The sequence below is a fragment of the Pseudomonas sp. MPB03 genome (assembly GCF_046605385.1).
Classification (GTDB): Bacteria; Pseudomonadota; Gammaproteobacteria; order Pseudomonadales; family Pseudomonadaceae; genus Aquipseudomonas; species Aquipseudomonas zanjanensis.
Map to the genome: position 1 here is coordinate 3,941,022 of NZ_CP176770.1, position 22,968 is coordinate 3,963,989.

Annotated in this window: 3 protein-coding genes; all 3 read left to right on the top strand. The window is 64.4% G+C overall.

Annotation, left to right across the window (positions count from 1 at the left end; genetic code table 11):
- Positions 1 to 2: 2 nt before the first annotated feature.
- The 3 genes from ACLH0I_RS16935 (at position 3) to ACLH0I_RS16945 (ending at position 22,943) form a co-directional block, all read left to right on the top strand.
- Positions 3 to 13,586 (top strand): amino acid adenylation domain-containing protein, encoded by a 13,584-nt coding sequence (locus ACLH0I_RS16935; RefSeq protein ID WP_411384847.1) that lies wholly within the window; start codon positions 3 to 5, stop codon positions 13,584 to 13,586.
- 552 nt (positions 13,587 to 14,138) lie between these two features.
- Positions 14,139 to 15,404 (top strand): glycosyltransferase, encoded by a 1,266-nt coding sequence (locus ACLH0I_RS16940; protein ID WP_411384848.1) that lies wholly within the window; start codon positions 14,139 to 14,141, stop codon positions 15,402 to 15,404.
- A 249-nt stretch (positions 15,405 to 15,653) separates the two neighbouring features.
- On the top strand, positions 15,654 to 22,943 hold the full coding sequence (locus ACLH0I_RS16945) for an amino acid adenylation domain-containing protein (protein ID WP_411384849.1): 7,290 nt from the start codon (positions 15,654 to 15,656) through the stop codon (positions 22,941 to 22,943).
- Positions 22,944 to 22,968 lie beyond the last annotated feature (25 nt).

Here is a 22,968-nt window from a genome sequence, read left to right on the forward strand (position 1 = left end):
AATTGAACGAACATAACGATAGTCTCGACCAGTTGAAACGTGCCGCACTGCTGCGACTGCTCAAGCAACGCGGCGCGACACGGGTCATCGAAACCGTTGCCGACGACATGGCCCGCGTCGATCGCGACGCTCCGCTGGCGCTGTCGTTCGCCCAGCAGCGACTTTGGTTCCTCGACCAGTTGGACCCGACCGCCAGCGTTGCCTATCACATACCAGCCTCGTTGTTGCTGCATGGCGCCCTTGACCAGGCCGCTCTCCAGGCAGCCCTGGACCGCCTGGTGGCACGGCATGAAAGCTTGCGCACCACCTTCCGCCGCGAAGGCGAACACCCGGTGCAAGTCATCGCCCCGGCGGATTGCGGCTTCCGTCTGGTGGAGCACGACCTGCGAAACCTGCCCCGGGACCAGGCCGAACAGCAGGCGGCACGCCTGACCGAGGACGAAGCCGCGCAGCCGTTCGACCTGCTGCTGGGCCCGCTGATTCGCGGCAACCTGTTACGCCTGGCCGATGATGAGCACATTCTGCTGATCACCCAGCATCACATCATCTCTGACGGTTGGTCCATCGGCATACTCGTCAAGGAATTCGCCACGTTGTATCAGGCGTTCAGCGCCGGGCAGCCCGACCCGCTGCCGCCGCTGACCCTGCAATATGCCGACTATGCAGCCTGGCAACGCCAGCACCTCAATGGCGAACGCCTGGACCAGCAAGTGGAGTTCTGGCGCAGCCACCTGGCCGGCGCCCCCGCCCTGCTCTCGTTCCCCACTGATCGGCCACGGCCGGCGGTGCAGAGCTACCGCGGCGAAACCCTGAAGTTCGAGTTGCCCGCGCCGCTGTCCAGCGCCATCGTCCAGTTCGCCCAGTCCCACGCCGCCACCCCGTTCATGACGTTGATGGCCGCTTGGGCGGTATTGCTGGCGCGGATCAGCGGCCAGCAGGACCTGGTGATCGGCACCGTCGCCGCCAACCGTGATCGCTTGGATGTGCAGTCGCTGATCGGCTTTTTCGTCAATACCTTGGCCCTGCGCATCCGCCTGGACGCCAATCCGAGCCTCGAGGAGGTGCTGCAGCAAGTCAAGCACCTGATGCTGGAGTCATCGACCCGACAGGACACGCCGTTCGAACAAGTCGTCGAAGCCCTCAAGCCACCGCGTAGCGCCAGCTTCAGCCCGGTGTTCCAGACCATTCTCTATACCAATGCCGGGGACGGCGGCGGCCAGTTGCAACTGCCGGGCCTGGACTTGGAGTTCCTGCCTTCGCGCAAGGGCAGTGCCCAGCACGATCTGTCCCTGCACATCGACGAAGGCGGCCCATGCCTGTCCTGCAGCCTGTCGTATTCCACCGCGCTGTTCGACGCCACCACCATCGAACGCCTCGCGGCGCGCTTCGAGCGCCTGCTGCGCTGTTTCACCGAAGCGGCGCATACGCGCATCGGCGCGCTGGAACTGGACCCGCCCCTGGCATTGCCCGAGGTCAGCGCATTGACGCCTGCGCCGGGGCCGCTCTCGCTGTCTTACCATCAGGAACGACTCTGGTTCGTCGACACCTTCGAAACCGGCTACCTGTACGAAGCCAACCCGGTCTACCACAACATTGCGTTGCTGCTGGAACTGACGGGCGAGCTCAATCAACCCGCCCTGCAAACCGCCCTCGACGGCTTGCTGGCCCGCCACGACATCCTGCGCTGCCGGGTGTCGAACAACGGTAGCAGGGCCTGGCAGCAATTCGATGGCCCGGCCACCCTGGCGCTCGAACGGATCCAGGGCAACCCCCACGACCTGGCGGACCAAGCCCTGGCCGCGACCCGTCGCCCGTTGAACATGGACGGCGGCAGCCTGGTGCGTGCCAGCCTGGTCCAAGCCAGCGATCGGCACGCGATCCTGGCCATCGCCGTGCACCATCTGCTGGCCGACCGCAGCGCCATGCAACTGCTCAAGCGCGATCTGCTGGCCCTTTATGAAGCTGCCTGCGCCGAACGCAGCGCCGATTTGCCTGCGTTGTCGTTGGGCTATGGCGACTTTGCCGCCTGGCAACGCAACCTGCCGGCCACCGTGTTGGAAAACCTGCGGGCCTACTGGGCCTATCAACTGCGCGGCAAGCTGCAAGCCCTGGAACTGCCACTGAATCGACCCCGGGCGGCGGTGCATGTGTTTGCCGAAGCCACCCACAGTTTCACCCTCGAACCGGCGCTGGTACGACGCCTTGAAGCCCTGGCCCGGGAAGTCGGCGTGAGCAGCGACAGCCTGGCCCTGAGCGCATTCACCGCCTTGTTGCGCCGCTACGCCGGCCACGATGAACTGGTGATCGGCACCACGGCCGCCTGCCGTGAACCGGCCCTGCGGGATGTCGTCGGGCCGCTGGACAATCTGCTAGTCATGCGCGGCCAGTGCGACAGCAACACGACCTTGCAACAGCTCTGGGAACAGACCGCCAACAACCTGACCCAGGGCCTGCGGCACCGGCACATGCAGTTTGACCAACTGGTGCTGGCCCTAAATCCGGCCAAGGACATGAGCCGCACGGCGCTGTTCGATGTGCTCTTCAATTTCCAGCGCACCAGCGACCAGAACACGCTGGTGGCGGGCCTGGCGGTCAATACCCTGGAAACCAACCTGGGTTACGGCAAGAACGACCTGCACCTGCTGATCACGGCCGATGAGTCACATTGGGCCGGGCATCTGGTGTACAACGCGGAGTTCTTCGACGCGGCGTTCATCCAGCAACTGATGCGCCATTACGTGCGCCTGTTGGAAGCCTTCGTCGAGGATTCGCAGCAGCGTGTCGACGACGTCCCGCTGCTGGATGCCGCCGAACGCCAGCGACAGGTCCTGGATTTCAACGACAGCGAAGCGGCCTGGCCCGACACCCTGACCTTGCATCAGATTTTCGAGGAACAGGCGCGCCAATACCCGGAACGCATCGCCGTCAATCTGGGCCAGGAGCGGCTGAGCTATCGACAGCTCAACGAACAGGCCAACCGCCTCGCCCGTCGCCTGCGGGCGGCCGGCGTGCAGCCCCAGGAGCTGGTGGCCATCGCCCTGGAGCGCTCGGTGCAGATGATCGTCGCCACCCTGGCGGTGCTCAAGGCCGGTGGTGCCTACGTGCCTATCGACCCGAGTTCGCCCCAGGAGCGCATTGCCTATGTGCTGCGCGACAGCGGCGCAGGCAAGGCCATCGCCCACCAGGACATGTGCCCGGCGTTGCAGGCCCTTGGCATTGAAGTCTTCGATACGGCCACGGACAGCGGCGTTAGCGCCGCCAACCTGCCCAACCTCAGCGCGGCGGACCACCTCTGCTACGTGATCTATACCTCGGGTTCCACCGGAGAACCCAAGGGTGCCCTGCTCGAACACCGCAACGTCGTGCGCCTGCTGCACAACAATCGGCTGGACTTCCAGTTCAGCGCCGACGATGTCTGGTCGTTGTTCCACTCCAATGCCTTCGATTTCTCGGTCTGGGAAATCTTCGGTGCCCTGCTCTACGGCGCGCGCCTGAGCCTGGTGCCCGAGGCCCTGCGCCGTGATCCAGTGGAGCTGCTGGGTTTCCTTGAAAGCGAGCAAGTGACGGTGCTGAACCAGACGCCGTCGGCGTTCCTGCAACTCAGTGCCGCCGCCCTCTCGACGCCACAGGTGCGCCTGGAACGCTTGCGCTACGTGATCTTCGGTGGCGAGAGCCTGGAACTGGGCAAGCTCGACGCCTTCCACCGCGCCTTCGGGCATGTGGCGCTGGTGAACATGTACGGCATCACCGAAACCTGCGTGCACGTGACCTACAAGGCCATTGGCGCGGCGGACATCGCTGCCGGCATCTCGAATGTCGGGCGGCCGATCCCGACTACCGTGGCCTACGTGCTCGATGCCCATCAACGGCTGCTGCCGGTGGGTGTGGCCGGTGAAATTTGCGTCGGCGGGCTGGGGGTCGGTCGTGGTTACCTGAACCGTCCGGCCTTGAGCGCCGAGCGTTTCATTGCCGACCCGTTCCGGCCTGGCGAGCGGCTGTATCGCTCCGGGGACCTGGGCAAGCTGCTGGACAGCGGCGAAATCGTTCACCTGGGCCGGATCGACGCCCAGGTGAAGATTCGCGGTTTCCGCATCGAACTGGGGGAGATCGAAGCCAAGCTGCTGGCCTGTGACGATGTGCGTGAAGCGCGGGTATTGGCCCGCGAGGACGCGAGCCAGGGCAAGCGCCTGATCGCCTACCTGATCCCTCGGGCGGGCGCGGTGCTGCAAGTGGCGGCATTGCGCAAGCAGTTGGGGGCGACCCTGCCCGACTACATGATCCCGAGTGCCTTTGTCAGCCTGCACGCCTACCCGCTCACCGCCAACGGCAAGCTGGACCAGGACGCGCTGCCGGCGCCGGACCTGGATGCCATGTCCGAGCGCGGTTATGCCGCGCCCGAAGGTGCCACCGAAATGGCCCTGGCGCAGATTTTCCAGGAGCTGCTGGGCCTGGAACGCGTGGGCCGCAGTGACAGTTTCTTTGAGTTGGGCGGGCACTCGCTGCTGGCCGCGCAACTGGTTTCCCGGGTGCGACAGCAGTTGGGCGGGGAACTGATGCTGCGCGAACTGTTCAGCCATCCCACCGTGGAGGAACTGGCCCGGGTCGTCGGCGACGTGCAAGCCGTCAGCACCGAGACCATTGGCGTCGCCGACCGCAACGCGCCGCTGGCGCTGTCCTTTTCCCAGCAACGCCTGTGGTTCCTCGACCAACTCGATGCCAGCGCCAGCACCGCTTACCACATGCCCGCGTCCTTGCTGCTGCGCGGCAATCTTGACCGTGACGTGCTCAAGGCAGTCCTCGACCGTTTGGTGGCACGTCACGAAAGCCTGCGTACGACCTTCGAACGGCATGGCGAACAACCGGTGCAAGTCATTGCCCCCGCGGACTGCGGCTTTGCGTTGGCCGAGCAGGATTTGCGTAGCCTGCCTTACGAGCAGGCCAGTCTCAGCGCATCACGCATCGGCAACAGCGAGGCCGCGGCACCGTTCGATCTACGCCAGGGACCGTTGATTCGCGGGCGCCTGCTGCGCCTGGCCGAAGACGAACACATGCTGCTCATCACCCAGCACCACATCATCTCCGACGGTTGGTCGGTGGGGGTCTTGGTCAAGGAGTTCGCTGCGCTTTACCAGGCTTTCAGTCAACACCAGGACGATCCGCTGCCGGCGCTGTCGATTCAATATGCCGACTACGCCGCCTGGCAGCGCCAGATCCTCCACGACGAGCGCCTGGGCCAGCAGGCCGACTTCTGGCGTGAGCACCTTGGCGGGGCGCCATCGCTGCTGTCCTTGCCCTACGATCGCCCGCGTCCCGCGGTACAAAGCTACCGGGGTGGCGACGTCAAGGTGAATATCGCCCCGGCGCTGCGTGAACGCCTGGAACACTTTTGCCAGGCGCACAACGTCACCCTGTTCATGGCGTTACTCGGGGCCTGGTCGGTCCTCATGGCACGCCTGGGTAACGAATCGGACGTAGTGATCGGCGTACCGACGGCCAACCGTGGCCGCACCGAAACCGAAAACCTGATCGGTTTCTTCGTCAACACCCTGGCCTTGCGGGTAGACCTTGGGCAAAACCCGAGCGTGGCGCAACTGCTGGAGCAGATCAAGCAAACCACCCTGGCGGCCCACGAGCATCAGGACATTCCTTTCGAACAAGTCATCGAAGCCTTGCAGCCACCGCGCTCCCTGAGCCACAACCCGCTGTGCCAGGTCGCTCTATCGCTGAACAATACCCCTGGCGGCGTTGAGCTGAGCCTGCCCGGCCTGACCCTGGTCCCGGTGGCCCAGGCGCATGAAACCTCGCAGTTCGACCTGATGCTGACCCTGGGCAATGACGGTGGCGCGCTGGCCGGCGTCATCGAATACGCCAGCGACCTGTTCGACCCTGGCACCGTGGAACGCTTTGCCCAACACTTCCAGACTTTGCTGGAAGCCATGGTCGAGGATGCCACTCAACCGGTGCTCGCCTTGCCGCTGCTCAGCCCGGCACAGCGCCAGGCCTCCCCGGCAGCCCTGCCGCCCACCGCCACCTTCGCCACGCAACTGCTGATCCATCAGCGCTTCGAACAGCTCGCCGCCGCACAGCCCCAAGCCACCGCCCTGGTCCTGGGCGAACGCGAACTGAGTTACCGGGCACTCAATCGCCGCGCCAACCGCATCGCCCGTGAACTGCTCGCCCAAGGCGTGCGTCCCGATGACCGCGTGGCGATCCTGGCCCGGCGCGGAGTGGAAATGGTCTGCGCGGTGCTCGCCGTGCTCAAGGCCGGTGCCGCCTACGTGCCGCTGGATCCAGCCTACCCCAGCGAACGCCTCGGCTACCTGCTGGCCGACAGCACCCCGGTCGCCTTGCTGGCCCAGCCTGACTGCCTCGACGTGTTGCCCGAACACGCCGTGCCGGTGGTCAACCTCAAGGATTACGTCGCCGAAGACGACCTGGCGGACGAGTCCCTGGACTACAACCTCGAGGCCGGCGCCCTGGGCCTGACGCCACGGCACCTGGCCTACGTCATCTACACCTCGGGGTCCACCGGGCTGCCCAAGGGCGTGCTGGTGGAACACGGCAATGTCGCCCGGCTGTTCGACGCCACCGCCGGGTTGTTCGACTTCGACCACAACGACGTATGGACGCTGTTCCACTCGTTTGCCTTTGACTTCTCGGTCTGGGAAATCTGGGGCGCGCTGAGCTATGGCGGCAAGCTGGTGATCGTCCCGAGCGACGTCGCCCGTTCGCCCGATGACTTCTATGCGCTGGTCTGCCAGCAGCACGTCACGATCCTGAACCAGACGCCGAGCGCCTTCCGCCAGTTCATTGAAGCCCGCGGGCGCAGCGACCAGGAACACGCCCTGCGCGAAGTGATCTTCGGCGGCGAGGCCCTGGACTTCCGCAGCCTGCGCCCCTGGACCGCACGCACGGCGCTGTCGCGCACCCGTCTGGTGAACATGTACGGCATCACCGAAATCACCGTGCACGCCACTTACTACCCGATCGGCCAGCTGGAAATCGACAGCGGCGCGCCCAGCCTGATCGGCCCGCCACTGCCCGACCTGTGCCTGCGCATTCTCGACGAGTACCAGCAACCGGTGCCGGTGGGCGTCAATGGCGAAATCTACATCGGCGGCGCGGGCGTGGCCCGGCATTACCTGAACCGCGAGGCGCTCAATGCCGAACGGTTCATCAGCGACCCCTACGCCTTTGAGTCCGGCGCAAGGTTGTACCGCACCGGCGACATCGCTCGCTACCGCGCCGATGGCGGCGTGGTCTACGTCGGGCGCAACGACTCGCAGATCAAGATCCGCGGCTTCCGCATCGAGCTCGGGGAAATCGAAGCGCAACTGCTCAAATGTGCCGAAGTTCGCGAAGCGTTGGTGATCGTGCGCGAAGACCAGCCCGGCGACAAACGCCTGGTGGCGTACCTGATCGCTCATGAAGGAGCGGTCCTTGAGTCTTCGGCCTTGCGCAGCCAACTGGCAAACGTGCTGGCCGAGCATATGGTGCCCAGTGCTTTCGTGGCCCTGGCCGCCTGGCCCCTGACCACCAACGGCAAGCTCGACCGCGCCGCCCTGCCGGTACCGGACTTGTCTGCCGCCGCGAGCCAGCACTATGAAGCACCACTGGGGGATATCGAGACGACGCTGGCCAACGCCTGGCAGACGTTGCTCGGGGTTGAGCAAGTGGGTCGCCAGGATCACTTTTTCGAACTCGGCGGCCACTCGTTCCTGGTCATCAGCCTGATCGAGCGCTTGCGGCAGGCCGGCCTGCAACTTGATGTGCGCACGGTCTTCTCCGCGCCGACACTCAAGGCCATGGCCGCCGTCCTCGCCGGTGGCAGCAACACCCAACACGTGATCCCGGCGAACCTGATCCCCGCCGACTGCACGACCATCGAGCCGCAGATGCTGCCGCTGGTGACCCTCAGCCAGGGGGAAATCGAGCAGATCGTTGCCGACGTCCCCGGTGGCGCCGGCAATGTGCAAGACATCTACCCGCTGTCATCGTTGCAGGAAGGTATCCTGTTCCACCACTTGTTGCAGTCCGAAGGCGACGCCTACCTGATGCGCACCGTGGTGACATTCAGCCGTCGCAAGGTGCTCGACGACTTCCTCGCTGCCGTGCAAGTGGTCATTGACCGCCATGACATCCTGCGCACCGCCCTGCGCTGGCACGGCCTGCCGCAACCGGTGCAAGTCGTGCATCGCCAGGCGCAACTGCCGGTCGTGACCCTGGACGTCTTCCCCGGCGAAGACGCCATGCAGACCCTCCGGGACCATACCGACACCCATCACCTGCGACTCGACTTGCAACGGGCTCCGCTGATCGCGGCGTACATCATCTACGACGAGCCCCAGGCACAATGGCTGCTGGCGTTGCTCGACCATCACCTGGTCAGCGATAACGTCACCTTGCGCCTGATCATGCTGGAAATTCAGGCGATCCTGGCCGGCCAGGCCAACAGCCTGCCGCCCTCCCAGCCTTACCGTAACTTCATCGCCCAGGCCGCCTGCGTTTCCCAGGCCGATCACGAAACCTATTTCCGCCGCTTGCTGGCCGATGTCGACGCCACCACCGCGCCTTACGGCGTGCTGGATGTCAGGGGCAACGGTGCGGGAATCAAGCGTGCCGTGAAGCACTTGAGCGACGACCTCAGCGCCCAGGTGTATCGAACGGCACGTGCTCAAGGGGTCCCGACATCCGTGCTGTTCCATGCGGCCTGGGGCCTGGTGGTGGCGGCAACCAGCGGACGCGACGACGGGATTTTCGGCACGGTGCTGTCGGGCCGCTCCCAAGGCACCGCCGGTGCCGACCACGCATTGGGGATGTTCATCAACACCCTGCCGATGCGCATTCGCCTGCAGCAAAACTCCGTCAGCGACATTGTCCGCGACGCCTACCAGCAACTCAGTGAACTGCTGACCCACGAACAGGCGTCCCTGGCCCTGGCCCAGCGTTGCAGCGCGGTGGATGCCTCGCTGCCGCTGTTCACGGTGATTCTCAACTGCCGCCATGGCGACTTGGTGAACGCATCCGGGGAAATCGCCGAAGACATGGGCGACCACGAAGGCATGCACTTCATCGCCTCCGAAACCCGCACCAATTACCCCATCGAGATTGCCGTGGCGAATGTGGGCAGCGGGTTCTCCCTGACCGCCCAATCCATCACCGGCATCGACCCGCAACGCATCGCCGCCTACCTCGCCCAGGCCGTGACCGCCTTGGTCGAAGCCCTTGAACACGCCCCGGAACGCCTCGCCAGCCAGCTGGACGTGGTGCCCGCCAGCGAGCGGCAGTTACTCCTGGGAGACTTCAACCGCAGCGCCAGCGACTTCGGCACCGCGCAACCGATCCATCACCTGTTCGAAACCCAGGTCCAGGCCAACCCCGACGCCGTGGCCCTGGTTTGCGAACAGCAACAACTGACCTATCGCCAGCTCAATCGCCGCGCCAACCACCTGGCCCGCCAGTTGCTCGCCCTCGGCATCGAACCCGACCAGCGCGTGGCCGTCTGTGCCGAGCGCAGCCTGGACATGATCGTCGGCCTGCTCGGCGTGCTCAAGGCCGGCGCCGCCTACGTGCCCATCGACCCGGCCCATCCCGCCGAGCGCGTGGCCTTCATGCTGCAGGACAGCCAGCCTCGGGCGCTGTTGACCCAGTCGGCCTTGTCCTTGCCCTCCGGCGATCTGCCCCTGCTGTGGCTCGATATCCGTGAGTCGCTGCACGCGGCGGATGACGCTGGTTTTGACGTCAACCCGCAGATAGCGGGCCTGACAGCCGATCACCTGGCCTATGTGATCTACACCTCCGGTTCCACCGGCCAGTCCAAGGGCGTGATGGTCGAGCACCGTTCGGTGTTCAACTTCTGGCAGGTGCTGACCCGCACCACCCACCAGCATTGCCCGAGCCCGGCCACCGTGGCCCTGAACGCCGGGTTCTTCTTCGACATGTCGATCAAGGGCATCTCGCAACTGTTCTCCGGCCACCGGCTGGTGATCATCCCGCAACTGATCCGCGCCAGCGGCCACGAGTTGCTGGACTTCCTCGAACAACATCAGGTGCACGCCTTCGATTCCACGCCATCGCAGCTCGACACCCTGCTCGCCGCCGGCCTGCTGGAACGCAGCAGCTACCAGCCGGTGAGCGTGCTGCTCGGTGGCGAGGCCATCAACGCCGCGACCTGGACGAAACTGCGCGACTGTCCGAGCATCCGTTTCTACAACATGTACGGCCCCACCGAATGCACGGTGGACGCCACCATCGACCTGATCCGCGACCTCGGCGAACGTCCGAGCATTGGCCGGCCGATTGCCAACGTCCAGGTGCACGTGCTCGATGCCCGCGGCGAACCGACGCCCCTGGGCGTGGCCGGTGAACTGCACATCGGCGGCGCCGGCGTGGCCCGGGGTTACCTTAACCGTCCAGCGCTGAGCGCCGAGCGCTTCGTGGCCGACCCGTTCAGCAGCGAGCCGAACGCACGGCTATACAAGACCGGCGACCTCGGTCGTTGGCTGGCCGACGGCACGCTGGAATACCTGGGGCGCAATGACTTCCAGGTGAAGATCCGTGGGTTCCGCATCGAGTTGGGGGAGATTGAAAACGCCCTGGTGGCCTACCCGGGTATCCGCGAGGCCGTGGTGATCGCACGAGAGGACAGCCAAGGCGATTCGGACAGCAAGCGACTGGTCGCCTATGTCTGCGGCGAACCGGTCCCGGCCGAGCAACTGCGCAGCGCGTTGTTGAGCGGCCTGCCGGAGTACATGGTGCCCAGCGCCTTCGTCCACCTCGATGCCCTGCCCCTGACCGCCAACGGCAAGCTCGACCGTCGCGCCCTGCCGGCCCCCGGCCAGGATTCGCTGGCCAGCAAAACCTACGAGGCGCCCCAGGGCGACACCGAAATCGCCATTGCCGAGATCTGGAAAGGTTTGCTGCACCTGGATCAGGTCGGCCGCCATGACGGCTTCCTCGAACTCGGCGGCCACTCGCTGCTGGCGGTGCAATTGCTGTCGCGACTGCGCCGCAAACTGGGCGCGCGGGTTACCCTGCGTGAACTGTTCGACGCGCCGACCGTGCGAGGCCTCGCCGCCCTGGTCCAGGGCGCATCGACAACCGAGGCGACGTCAATTCCGTTGGCCAATCGCTCAGGCCGACTCCCGCTGTCCTTCTCCCAGCAGCGGTTGTGGTTCCTTGATCACCTGGATCACGCGGCAGGGGCCGCTTATCACCTGCCACTGGCCTTGCGCTTGAATGGAGCGTTGGACACAGCGGCGCTGCAAGCAACCCTCGATCGCCTGGTGGCGCGTCACGAAACCCTGCGTACCCGGTTCGAACTGGTGGACGGCGAACCGTTGCAGAAAATCGCACCCGCCGACCACGGCTTCCAGTTGGAACAGCAGGATCTGCGCGCGATTGCACCCGATGAACAGAAGGCCACGCTGGAGCACCTCGGCCGGATCAACGCTACGCAGTTGTTTGACTTGACCCTCGGGCCACTGATGCGCGGCCGCCTGGTGCAATTGGCGGATGAGGAACACGTGCTGTTCATCACCTTGCACCACATCGTTTCCGATGGCTGGTCCAACAGCGTGCTGGCCCGTGAGGTCAGTGTCCTCTACAGCGCATTTACCCAGGGCCTGAAGGATCCGTTACCGCCCCTGCCGCTGCAATACGTGGACTACGTCGCCTGGCAGCGACAGTCCCTTGAAGGCGCGGCGCTACAGGCGCAAATCGACTTCTGGCGGCAACATCTGGAAGGTGCCCCCGCGCTGTTGAACCTACCGCTGGATCGATCGCGCCCAACGATACAAAGTTATGCTGGCGGTATCGTCAGTTGCGCATTCTCACCCTCGCTCAGTGCCGATCTGCGCGCGTTCAGCCAAGCCCAGGGCACCACGCTGTTCATGGTATTGCTGGCCGGTTGGTCGGTGTTGATGAGCCATCTGAGCGGCCAACGCGACGTGGTGGTCGGCACACCGGTGGCCAACCGTCAGCGTCCGGAGCTGGAGACGTTGATCGGTTTCTTCGCCAACACCCTGGCGTTGAGAGTCACCACCGAGCAAGACACTCGCGTCGACGAACTGCTGGTGCGAATCAAGGACCTGACCCTGGCCGCCTACAATCACCAGGACCTGCCTTTCGAACAGGTGGTGAGCGCCCTGCAACCGACGCGCAGCATGAGCCACAGCCCGTTGTTCCAGGTGATGTTGAGCCTGGACAACACGCCACCGGCACCGTTGCAATTGCCTGGGCTTGCGGTGCAAACCCTGGCGAGCCCCCACAACACCACGCAGTTCGACCTGTCGCTGTCGCTGATCGACAATGGCGAGCGCATCGGTGGCAGCCTGCAATACGCCAACGACCTGTTCGACATTGCCACCGTGCAGAATATCGCCGGATTGTTTGCCAAGGTCCTGGAAAACCTGGTGACCGACGCACAACAATCCATCGGCCAGTTGTTGGAGAGCACGCCGGCGCTGGAGCGCTCGGCCAATGCCGTCGTCCAGCCCGTCACCGCTGAAGACGGCCCTGCGCCGCTGCCTTACGAAGCGCCCCAGGGCGACACCGAGACCGCCATCGCGGCCCTCTGGCGGGACCTGTTCAAACAGGAGCGGATCAGCCGCCACGATGACTTCTTCAGTCTCGGCGGCATTTCGCTGATGGCGGTGCAAATGGCCTCTCGCCTGCGCAAAGTCCTGGGTAAACCGATCGCCGTGCGCGACCTGTTCGTCGAGCCGACCATTGCCGGTTTCGCCCGGACCCTCGACGGCCAGGCCCGCCCCGGAGCCCAGCGCAATCTGGTGCCGATCCGCCGTACCGGTTCCCAACGGCCGCTGTATCTGGTCCATCCGCTGGGGGGTGAAGTGCAATATGCGCGGGACCTGGCGCCGGTGCTCGATCCCCAGGTACCGGTCTATGGCTTGGCAGCCAGTGGGTTGGTGGCGGGCGAGGCACCGCTGTCCGATGTACCGGCCATTGCAACGCGTTACCTGACGGCCATCCGTCAGGTCCAGCCACAAGGTCCGTACCGGATCGCCGGTTGGTCGGCCGGGGGCCTGATCGCCTATGAAATGGCGCGTCAACTCCAGGCCGGTGGCGAGGGCGTGGAGTTCCTTGGCATCATCGATGCGTCGGCCCGTCCGGATCCAGTGCCCGAACCAGCGATCAGCGAAGCGCAGTTCCTGATGGCTTGGCTGCCCGAGGGCATCGACCCTGATCTGCTCCAGCAATTGACGGCGCTGGCGGAACACGCCGCCATCGAGGCGATGCTGGCGCTGTGCATGACCCATCGCCTGCTGCCGGAGGAGTTGCCCGATGACATCGACGCCGCCCTGCTGCGCACTCACCTGGGCGTCGCCTATGCCACACGCCTGGCCATCGGCGCCTACGTCAGCCCGCCCAGCCCACTCAAGGTGTCGTTGTTCACCGCGAGTGAGCAGGAACGCAGCGACCCGACCCTGGGCTGGCGTGGGTTGTTGCAGGATCGGGTGAGCGTGACGGCCCTGCCCGGCAACCACAACACACTGGTCAAGGCGCCCCATGTGGCCCGGTTGGGCGAGGCGATTTCCCAGGCTTTGAAAACCATTACCACGTCATAGACCACCTTGGGCTGTCCCGCGAGCGATCCGCTGGGCAGCCCAGGATGTGGAGGCCGACCCACCCCGCCACCGTCATCGCGAGCAAGCTCGCTCCCACAGGGAATCTGGGGCGTTGATGAGTTTTGCATTCACCGCAAGCCCCTTGTGGGAGCGAGCTTGCTCGCGATGACGGCGGCACATTCAGCATCGTTGCAAGCTGAACCACCGCTTTCGCGAGCAAGCTCGCTCCCACAGGGAATCTGGGGCGCTGATGAGTTTTGCATTCACCACAACCCCCTTGTGGGAGCGAGCTTGCTCGCGATGACGGCGGCACATTCAGCATCGTTGCAAGCTGAACCACCGCTTCGCGAGCAAGCTCGCTCCCACAAGGTTTCACCCCCTGATCTGCGGGCTGGAATGTCCCCGTTTTCCGCTACAGACGTTTCCTACCTGCAACCGCTTAAATAACCCCTCAAGCTGAATCGTTTCTGTGGATGGAATCCACAGGCGATGTCCGATCGCCCGCCGGTCAGGACTGTCACCCACCGCACGATCACTCTAAAAGGGAGCCTTATGCATGTGATCATTACGGCCATCGGCTCAGCCGGTGACGTTCACCCATTTATCGGGATCGGCCGCACCCTCGCCGCGCGCGGGCATCGGATAACCTTTTGCGCCAGCGCGGTATTCGCGCCTGTGATCGAGCGCTGCGGCTTCAAGTTCCTGCCCCTGGGCACCCGCGAGGAATATCAAGCCGTCATGGCTGACCCGGCGCTGTGGCATCCGCGCACGTCATTGCCCACCCTATGGAAAACCGTCGGCGGCACGTTGCGCGAACAGTATCGGCTACTGGAACAAGCGTGCGACGACGACACCGTCATGCTGGGTTCGTTGTGGGCGTTTTCCGCCCGCCTGCTCCAGGAACGGCACGGCATCCCGCTGGTCACGGGCCAGGTCACACCGTTCGCCATCTGGTCGCCCCTTGCGCGCCCCGTCCATCCACCGGGAACGAACCTGCCAACCTTCGTACCGTATCCCTTGAGACGCCTGCTGCTGGGGGTCATCGAGCACACCGTCCTCGATCGACTCATGAAGCCAGAGCTCAACAGCTTTCGCCGCGAATTGGGCTTATCTCCGGTCAAGCGCATCATCAGTCGGTGGATTTCCTCGCCTGACCGGGTGTTGGGATTGTTTGCGGACTGGTTCGCCCCGATCCAACAAGACTGGCCTGCCCAGACGGTGCTCACCGGGTTCCCGTTATTCGATGAGTCCGGCTTCGAGGCGCCAGACGCCGAGCTGGAGGACTTTTTGAGCGAGGCCCCGCCGGTGGTGTTTACCCCGGGTTCGACGACGGTCAATGCCGCACAGTATTTCGCCGCTGCGGCTCAAGCGCTGAAGTCGATCGACCGCCGCGGCGTGTTCCTGACCAGCCAGGCGGTAGACCCAAGTTTGTCCAGCGACGGCAGGATCCTGGTCAGGCCTTATGTCCCCATGAGCCGCATCCTGCCCCACACAGCGGCCCTGGTGCATCACGGCGGCGTCGGGACCACGGCCTTGGCAATCGCCGCCGGGGTGCCACAGATCGTCACGCCATTTGCCCATGACCATTTCGACAATGCAGCGCGAATGCAGCGCCTGGGGTGCGGCTTGCAGGTCTTCGCACCGGCCTCCGCCGAGTCATTGGCGACGGCCCTGGACACGGTGCTCAACAGTCATGACGTACGCGCCAGTTGCGACCGCTACAGCCAACTGATGACCCCTGGCGACAGCGCTCGCGAAGCGGCAGCGCTGCAAGTGGAGGCCGTCGCCCGCAGAGCCGCCACGTATCGCGTCGCGTAATCACGAGTCGATGAGTGGCCTGTGGCGAGGGGATTTATCCCCGCTGGGCTGCGCAGCAGCCCCAAAAGCAACAACCTTGATCTTACTGGCACACCGAGTTGCCTGGGTTGGGGGCCGCTTCGCGCCCCAGCGGGGATAAATCCCCTCGCCACAGGATTAGCACTTTTCTCGAGTGAACAGCATCACGGCCTGACGGCATCTTTTTTCATTCGTTTCATCGGGCCACCGGATCGGCCCACGGAGAGCACCATGCCCCAGACCCTGCCCGCGTCGAACGCAGAGCGCGTACTGTATCCCCTCACCACTCCGCAACTGGACATCTGGCTGGACCAGGTGTTGCACGCCGATAGCCCGTTGTACAACATTGGCGGTTATGCCCGTATCAACGGGGCGGTCGACGCCGCGCTGTTGCAGACGGCCTTCAACCAGGTCGTCAACGGCCACGATGCCCTGCGGATCCAACTCGTGCCTGGCTCGACCGAGCACCCTCTGCCGCGCCAACGCTTCCTGGGGCCGGTAGACGTCCCGCTGGGGCTGCACGACGTGTCGGCCCATGCCAACCCGGAGGCCAGCGCATTGGCCTTGCTGCAGGCCAAGCTGCAGACCCCGTTTTCCTTTGACGATGGGCTGCTGGTGCGCGCGGACCTGGTCAAGGTCCGTGAAGACCTCCACTACTGCTTCGTCAATTGCCACCACTTGATCATCGATGGCTGGTCCTTCGCCATGATTGGCCGAACACTCAGCCAGGCCTATACCGCCCTGCACGACCAGGCACAAAACACGACAACGGCACCGACCTATCAAGTCTATGTCGAGCAGCAAGTCGCCAGCAAAGACTCGGTTTCGTTCCAGCGCCAGCGTCACTACTGGCTGGAGAAATACCGCACGCTGCCCGAGCCCCTGCTCGCACCCCGTCAGCCGGGTCGATTCGGCCAGCGCCTGGCGCCCAGCCAGAACCATGCCTGGCGCTTGCCGCGGGCGCTTTACAACCGCCTCGGCGAAAACGCCAAGGCCATGGGCCAGGCGACGGTCTTCCACGTCATGCTGGGGGTGCTGTACAGCTACTTTGCGCGCACCGAGCAACGGGATGAAATCGTCATCGGCCTGCCCATCCTCAACCGCGCCAATGCCGCCCACAAGGCCACGATGGGCTTGTTCGTCGGCATGAGCCCGGTCCGCCTGAGCCTGGGCACCGACCTGAGTTTCAGCGACCTGGTCGGCAAGATTGCCCTGACGCTCAAGCAGGATTATCGCTACCAGCGCTTTCCGCTGAGCGAGCTCAACCGCGAACTCGGCTTGCAGAACCTGGGCCGGCGCCAGTTGTTCGACGTGGTGGTGTCGTACGAACAGGACCAGGACACCTGGTACGGGCCAGCGCCGGCACAACCAGTCAAGCTCAGCAATGGCTACGAACAGATCCCGCTGGCGATGCACGTACGTGAATCCGCGCCGGAAGACGATGTGTGGATGCACTTCATCTACAACGAGGCGTATTTCGACGCGCCGCAGATCGAAGCCTTGCAGCAACGCTTCATGAACATCCTGGAAGGCGTGGCCGCTGATTTCGAGGTGTCGGTCATGGCCCTCGACCCGCTGCCGCCCGCCGAGCGACAACTGCTCAAGGAATGGAATCGCACCGACGTCGACTACACCAAGGATGTGCTGCTCCATCAATTGATCGAAGCCCAAGTCGCCGCTCGCCCCGACGCGATCGCGGTGCGCTTCGCGGACCAGGCGCTGACCTATGACGCGTTGAATCGCCAGGCCAACCGCCTGGCCCATGCCCTGCTGGAAACCGGTGTTTGCCGCGACGATCGCGTGGCCATTTGCATGGAGCGCAGCCTGGAGATGGTGGTCGGCCTGTTGGGCATTCTCAAGGCGGGTGCCGCCTACGTGCCGCTGGACCCAGGTTATCCGGCCGACCGCTTGAGCCATATGCTCAGCGACAGCGCGCCCTGTGCACTGATCACCAGCCAAGGCCTATTGGCCAGCCTGCCCGCCGTGACGGTGCCCGTGTTGTGCCTGGATGCCGAGCCTGACGCACTGTCCCGACAACCGACGCACAACCCTGACGCCGCCGCGCTCGGGCTGACGCCTCGGCACCTGGCCTACGTCATCTACACCTCCGGCTCCACCGGTTTGCCCAAGGGCGTGATGAACCAGCATGACGGGGTGGTCAATCGCTTGCTCTGGGCCCGCGATGCCTATGGCGTCGATGAACACAGTCGGATCCTGCAAAAGACCCCGTTCAGTTTCGATGTGTCGGTCTGGGAGTTTTTCCTGCCGCTGCTCAGCGGCGCGCAACTGATCGTCGCCGCCCCCGACGGGCACAAGGACCCGCGCTACTTGATGGACATCATGGCGAGCGCTGGCATCACGCTGCTGCATTTTGTCCCATCGATGTTGCAGGTCTTTCTCGACCAGGTGGAGCCCCGGCGCCTATCCGCGCTCCAGAAAGTCCTGTGCAGCGGCGAGGCCTTGCCCCATGCCTTGCAGACGCGCTTTTTCGAATGCTTGCCGAGGGTGCAGTTGCACAATCTTTATGGCCCCACCGAAGCGGCCATCGACGTGACGGCATGGCATTGCCGGCCCGATGTGCACGACGGCATCGTACCGATCGGCCGGCCCATCGCGAATATCCAGATGCATGTCCTTGATGGGAACCTGCATCAACTGCCGCCGGGGGTGGCCGGCGAGTTGCACATCGGTGGCATCGGCGTCGCCCGGGGCTACCTGAACCGTCCCGAACTGACGGCCGAGCGGTTCATCCACGACCCCTTCCGCAGCGAGCCCCAGGCCCGGCTGTACAAGACCGGTGACCTCGGGCGTTGGTTGCCCGATGGCAGCCTCGAATACTTGGGACGCAACGATTTCCAGGTGAAAATTCGCGGCCTGCGCATCGAACTGGGCGAGATCGAAGCCCACCTGCTTGCGTGCGAAGGGGTCAAGGATGTGGTCGTGATCGCCCGCCAGGAGGCCGGTGACGCGTACCTCAACGCCTATTGGGTGAGCGAACCTGGATGCTCGCCCTCCCCGCAAGCACTGCAGGAAACCTTGCGCCAACGGGTGCCCGACTACATGGTGCCCAGGCATCTGATGGAGCTTGAACAGTTCCCGCTGAGTGTCAACGGCAAGCTGGACCGCAAGGCCCTCCCCGAGCCTTCCGCCACCCAGGGCTGCGATACGACAGCGCCACGCACGGCCTTGGAGCAGATGCTCGCCGAGCTGTGGCGGGACAACCTCAAGCGCTCGACGCTGGGCATCCATGACAACTACTTCATGCTCGGTGGCGACTCCCTGAAAGTCATTCACTTGCAGATCAACGCCCGTGAACGAGGCGTTGCGTTGACCCTGGCGCAGGTTTACCAGTCCCCGACCATTGCCCAGTTGGCCGAGGTCCTGCAGGCCGGGCAAACATCAGCCAGCGGGCTCGAACCCTTGACCCACGTGAAGCCTTTCGCCCAGGTCCCGGCAGCGATCCGCCTGGCCAGTGAAGGCGTGTTCGATGACGTGTTTGCCGCTTCGCAGCTGCAAGTCGGGATGATTTATCACTCGATGATGCACCCGGACTCGGCGATCTATCACGACATCTTCCGCTACCGCTTGCGCCTGCCTTGGGATGCGCCGGCCTGGGAACGGGCCTGCGCCGCCTTGATCCGCCGTCATCCGGCCTTGCGCATGTCGTTCGATATCGGTCACGCCGAGGTGCCCATGGCCCGGGTGCACGCGACGGTCGAGCCTCCCGTGCAGGTCATCGATGTACGCCCGCTGAGTCCCGATGCCCGGGCCCAGGCCATTGCCGCCTATGTGGAGGAACGCAAGCGCTACCGCGAAGACTGGCATCGGGCACCGCTGTATCAGTTCTGTGTGTTCGTCGGGCAGGACGAGATCGATCTGGTCTTCAGCTTCCACCATGCGATTCTCGACGGTTGGAGCGTCGCCACCTTGATGCGCGACCTGATCACGCTCTACACCGCGGCGCCTGGCGCCGACGCACTGCCTGCCCTGACCACCACGCCGGCAGACTTCGTGGTCCTGGAGCAAGAGGCCACGGCAACGCAGACCCACCGCCGGTTCTGGCGCGAATACTTGCATGAGGCCCCCGCCGCCGCCATGACCAGCTGGATTCATGCCGTGGCGCCAGACTCGACGCCGCACCGCTCGGCCTACCGTGAACTGCCCGCCGCGGACCTGGCCCGCCTCGAAGCGTTCTGCCAGGCCCAGGACCTGCCCTTGCGCGCGGTCCTGCTGACGGCCCACGGTTTCGCCCAGGCGATCATGTCCAATCAAAAGGAAGTGCTGTGTGGCGTGATCAGCCATGGCCGGCCGGAATTCGAAGATGCCGCCTCGGTCCTGGGCCTGTTCCTCAATACCCTGCCGGTACGTTTCAGCAGCCAGGGCCCGAGCTGGCTGGCGTTGATCCGGGCAACGATTGCCCAGGAACGACAGGTATTCCCCCACCGGCGCTACCCGTTCGCGTTGATTCACCGCGAGACCGACGTCGCCTTGAACGTGGTGTTCAACTACGTCGACTTCTATGTGCTCAAGGACCTGCTGGCCCAAGGCGAAGAGGTCCTCACCGATTGGGAAACGACGGAAGCGAGCAACTACGACCTGCTGACCACCCTGGGTCGCCACCCGGCCAACGGTTCGCTGATGTTGAAGATGGACTACCGCACCGCCCGTGTCGCCACGAGCCAGGTCGAAGCCTATGCCGATTACCTGCTTCGCACGCTGGAACTGATGATCGCCATCCCTGAGGCCAAACCAACCATTGCAGCCTGGCTGCCGCCCATCGAACGAACCACGCCCAGGGCCACGACGGCCTTGCCCCACGACAACCTGTCGAGCCTCTTGCTGGACAGTTTCGCGCGGCATGGCGAGCAGACTGCCGTGAGCCTTGGCCAGGCCTGCCTGTCCTATCGTCAATTGCAGGACGCTTGCGCTCAACTGGCGGGCTGGCTGCACCGGCACGGTATCGGCCAGGGTGATCGGGTCGCGATCATGATGCCGCGCTCGCCCGACCTGATCGTCGCCTTGCTCGGTGTCGTGCAGGCCGGCGCCGCGTACGTGCCGATCGACCTGAGCTATCCGGACGAACGCATCCAACTGATTCTCGAAGACTCGCAACCGCGACTGGTGCTGTTCACCGATGCCTCCGCGAGCCTGGCGATGAACCTGGCCGGCCAGGCCGATACGCGCCATTGGGACAGCGTGGTCGCCGGCTTCGACGACAACCTGGCCGGCAGTCATCAACGGGTGGCCGCCATTGCCGCAGGCGTCATGGCTGAAGACAACGCCTACGTGCTCTATACCTCGGGCTCGACCGGCCGCCCCAAAGGCGTGGCCATGCCGCACCGGGCCTTGACCAACATGATCCTCTGGCAAAACCGCCAGCAGGCGCAGGATGTCGATACGCTGAAGACGCTGCAGTACGCGCCCATTTCGTTCGACGTTTCGTTCCAGGAAATTTTCTCGACCCTGTCCAGCGGGCATGAGCTGGTAATGATTGACGAAGGGCTGCGCTATGACTTCATCCGCTTGCTGAGGTTTATTGACGCACAACAGGTCAACCGCCTGTTCCTGCCCTATGTTGCTTTCCAGGGCCTGGCCGAGATTGCCCTGCAGCTCGGTATCCACCCGGCATCGCTACGCCAGATCAATGTGGCTGGCGAGCAGCTGAAAATCACTGCCGAAATCCGTGACCTGATCGATCGCCTCGGCGACTGCCATGTCGAGAATCACTATGGCCCGACCGAGGCCCATGTGGTCACGAGCCTGCGACTTGAAGGCGCGGCCGCGACCTGGCCGAGCATGCCGCCGATCGGCACGCCCATCGACGGCGTGCGCATGCATGTTCTCGACGGGGCCGGCAACCCGTGCCCGGTCGGGGTGGTGGGCGATCTGTTCATCGAAGGGGCCGGCCTTGCCAATGGCTACTGGAATCGCCCCGACCTGACCGACGAACGCTTTATTTATCGCCAGCTCGAAGGCCAGACCCGACGCTTGTATGAAACCGGCGACATCGGTTTCTACCTGCCCGACGGCGATCTGGTGTACCAGGGCCGCAGCGACGCCCAGGTCAAGATTCGTGGCTACCGCGTCGAGCTCGGCGAGATCGAAGTGGCCATGCTCGGTTCCGCCCGGTTCAGGGCCGACATCGAGCAGGTGGCGGTCATTGACAAGCTGGCAACCGATGGCAGCCGTTACCTGGTGGGGTTCGTCCAGCCCCTGCCGGGCTGCGAGCCGGACCTGGACCAGCTCAAGGCGGAAATGCGCCTGGCACTGCCCGACTACATGGTGCCGAACACACTGGTCAAGATCACGAAGCTGCCCCTCGGGCCCACGGGCAAGATCGACCGGCAGCGTTTACAGAAGATAGAGGTCCAGACCACCTTGCAGCGTCCGTTCATCGGCCCGCGCAATACCATGGAAGATCTGCTGCAAGCCTACTGGCAGGAAACGTTGGACCTGGACAGCATCAGCATCCACGACAACTTCTTCGAGCTGGGCGGCAATTCGCTCAAGGCGGTACAACTGGTGGCCATGCTCGCCAGGCATCAAGGCCTGGAGCCTTCCCTGTCCGACTTCATCCAGGCGCCGACCATCGCCGAATTCGCCCAGGTGCTGCAACAGACCGCAACCGGACACCCTGGCGCCGGCGCGCTGGTGGACTTCAAGAATGCCACGCGCCGTCCGACGTTGTTCCTCGTCCACCCCATCGGCGGACATGTGCTGTGCTATGCCGCACTGGCGCGGGTGCTCAAGGACCAAGTCCACCTGTATGCCCTGCAAGCGCCGGGTACCTGGGATGCCCGTGAACCCTTGCAATCGGTGCAGGCCCAGGCGGTGTACTACGCCGACGCCATCGAGCAGGTCGCGCCGCAAGGCCCCCTGAACATTGGTGGCTGGTCCTATGGCGGCGTCGTGGCGTATGAACTGGCGAGCGAGTTGCAGCGCCGCGGACGGCGCCTGCATAACGTGTTCCTGCTGGACACCATCGTGCGCGTCAGCCAGGGCGAGGTGCAGATTGAACGCAGCGAGTTCATGAACTGGTTCATGTGGGAACTGCTCAGCGGCGACGGCCAGAAGGAATACGCCTACCACGCCTTGGACTTCGCCGCCCTGGACGACCCCCAGGCCTTCGCGGCGATCCGGCAGCTCGGCATCGACCAGGGCATTTTCGACGCGAGCATCACCTTGGCGACGCTCGATCAACTGTTCCGCGTGTTCCATGCCAACTGGCAAGGGCTGCTGGACTATCGCTTCCCGCCACTGGATTTGCCTATCACGCTGTTCGCGGCGGATGTCGAACTGCCCGATGTGCTGCAAGCCCCCCACGAATTGGTGGGCACCGCCTTCCGCGACCCGTACCGCGGCTGGCGTTCGATTGCGCCGCACGTGCAGCGCGTCGCCGTCGAGGGCGACCATCTGACCATGATGCGCGAGCCGCACATCGAGCGAGTGGGTCAATGCATCCAGTCGCGGATGGACCTGGCCCGGGCCAGGAACGCCGAATCCATGGGCGCATTGGCTTGACCATGACCGACGATCACGGGGCCGG

Bases quoted from the DNA above. Each gene is read 5' to 3' on its own strand.
- ACLH0I_RS16940 (WP_411384848.1), top strand. From the start codon at position 14,139: ATGCATGTGATCATTACGGCCATCGGCTCAGCCGGTGACGTTCACCCA.
- ACLH0I_RS16945 (WP_411384849.1), top strand. From the start codon at position 15,654: ATGCCCCAGACCCTGCCCGCGTCGAACGCAGAGCGCGTACTGTATCCC.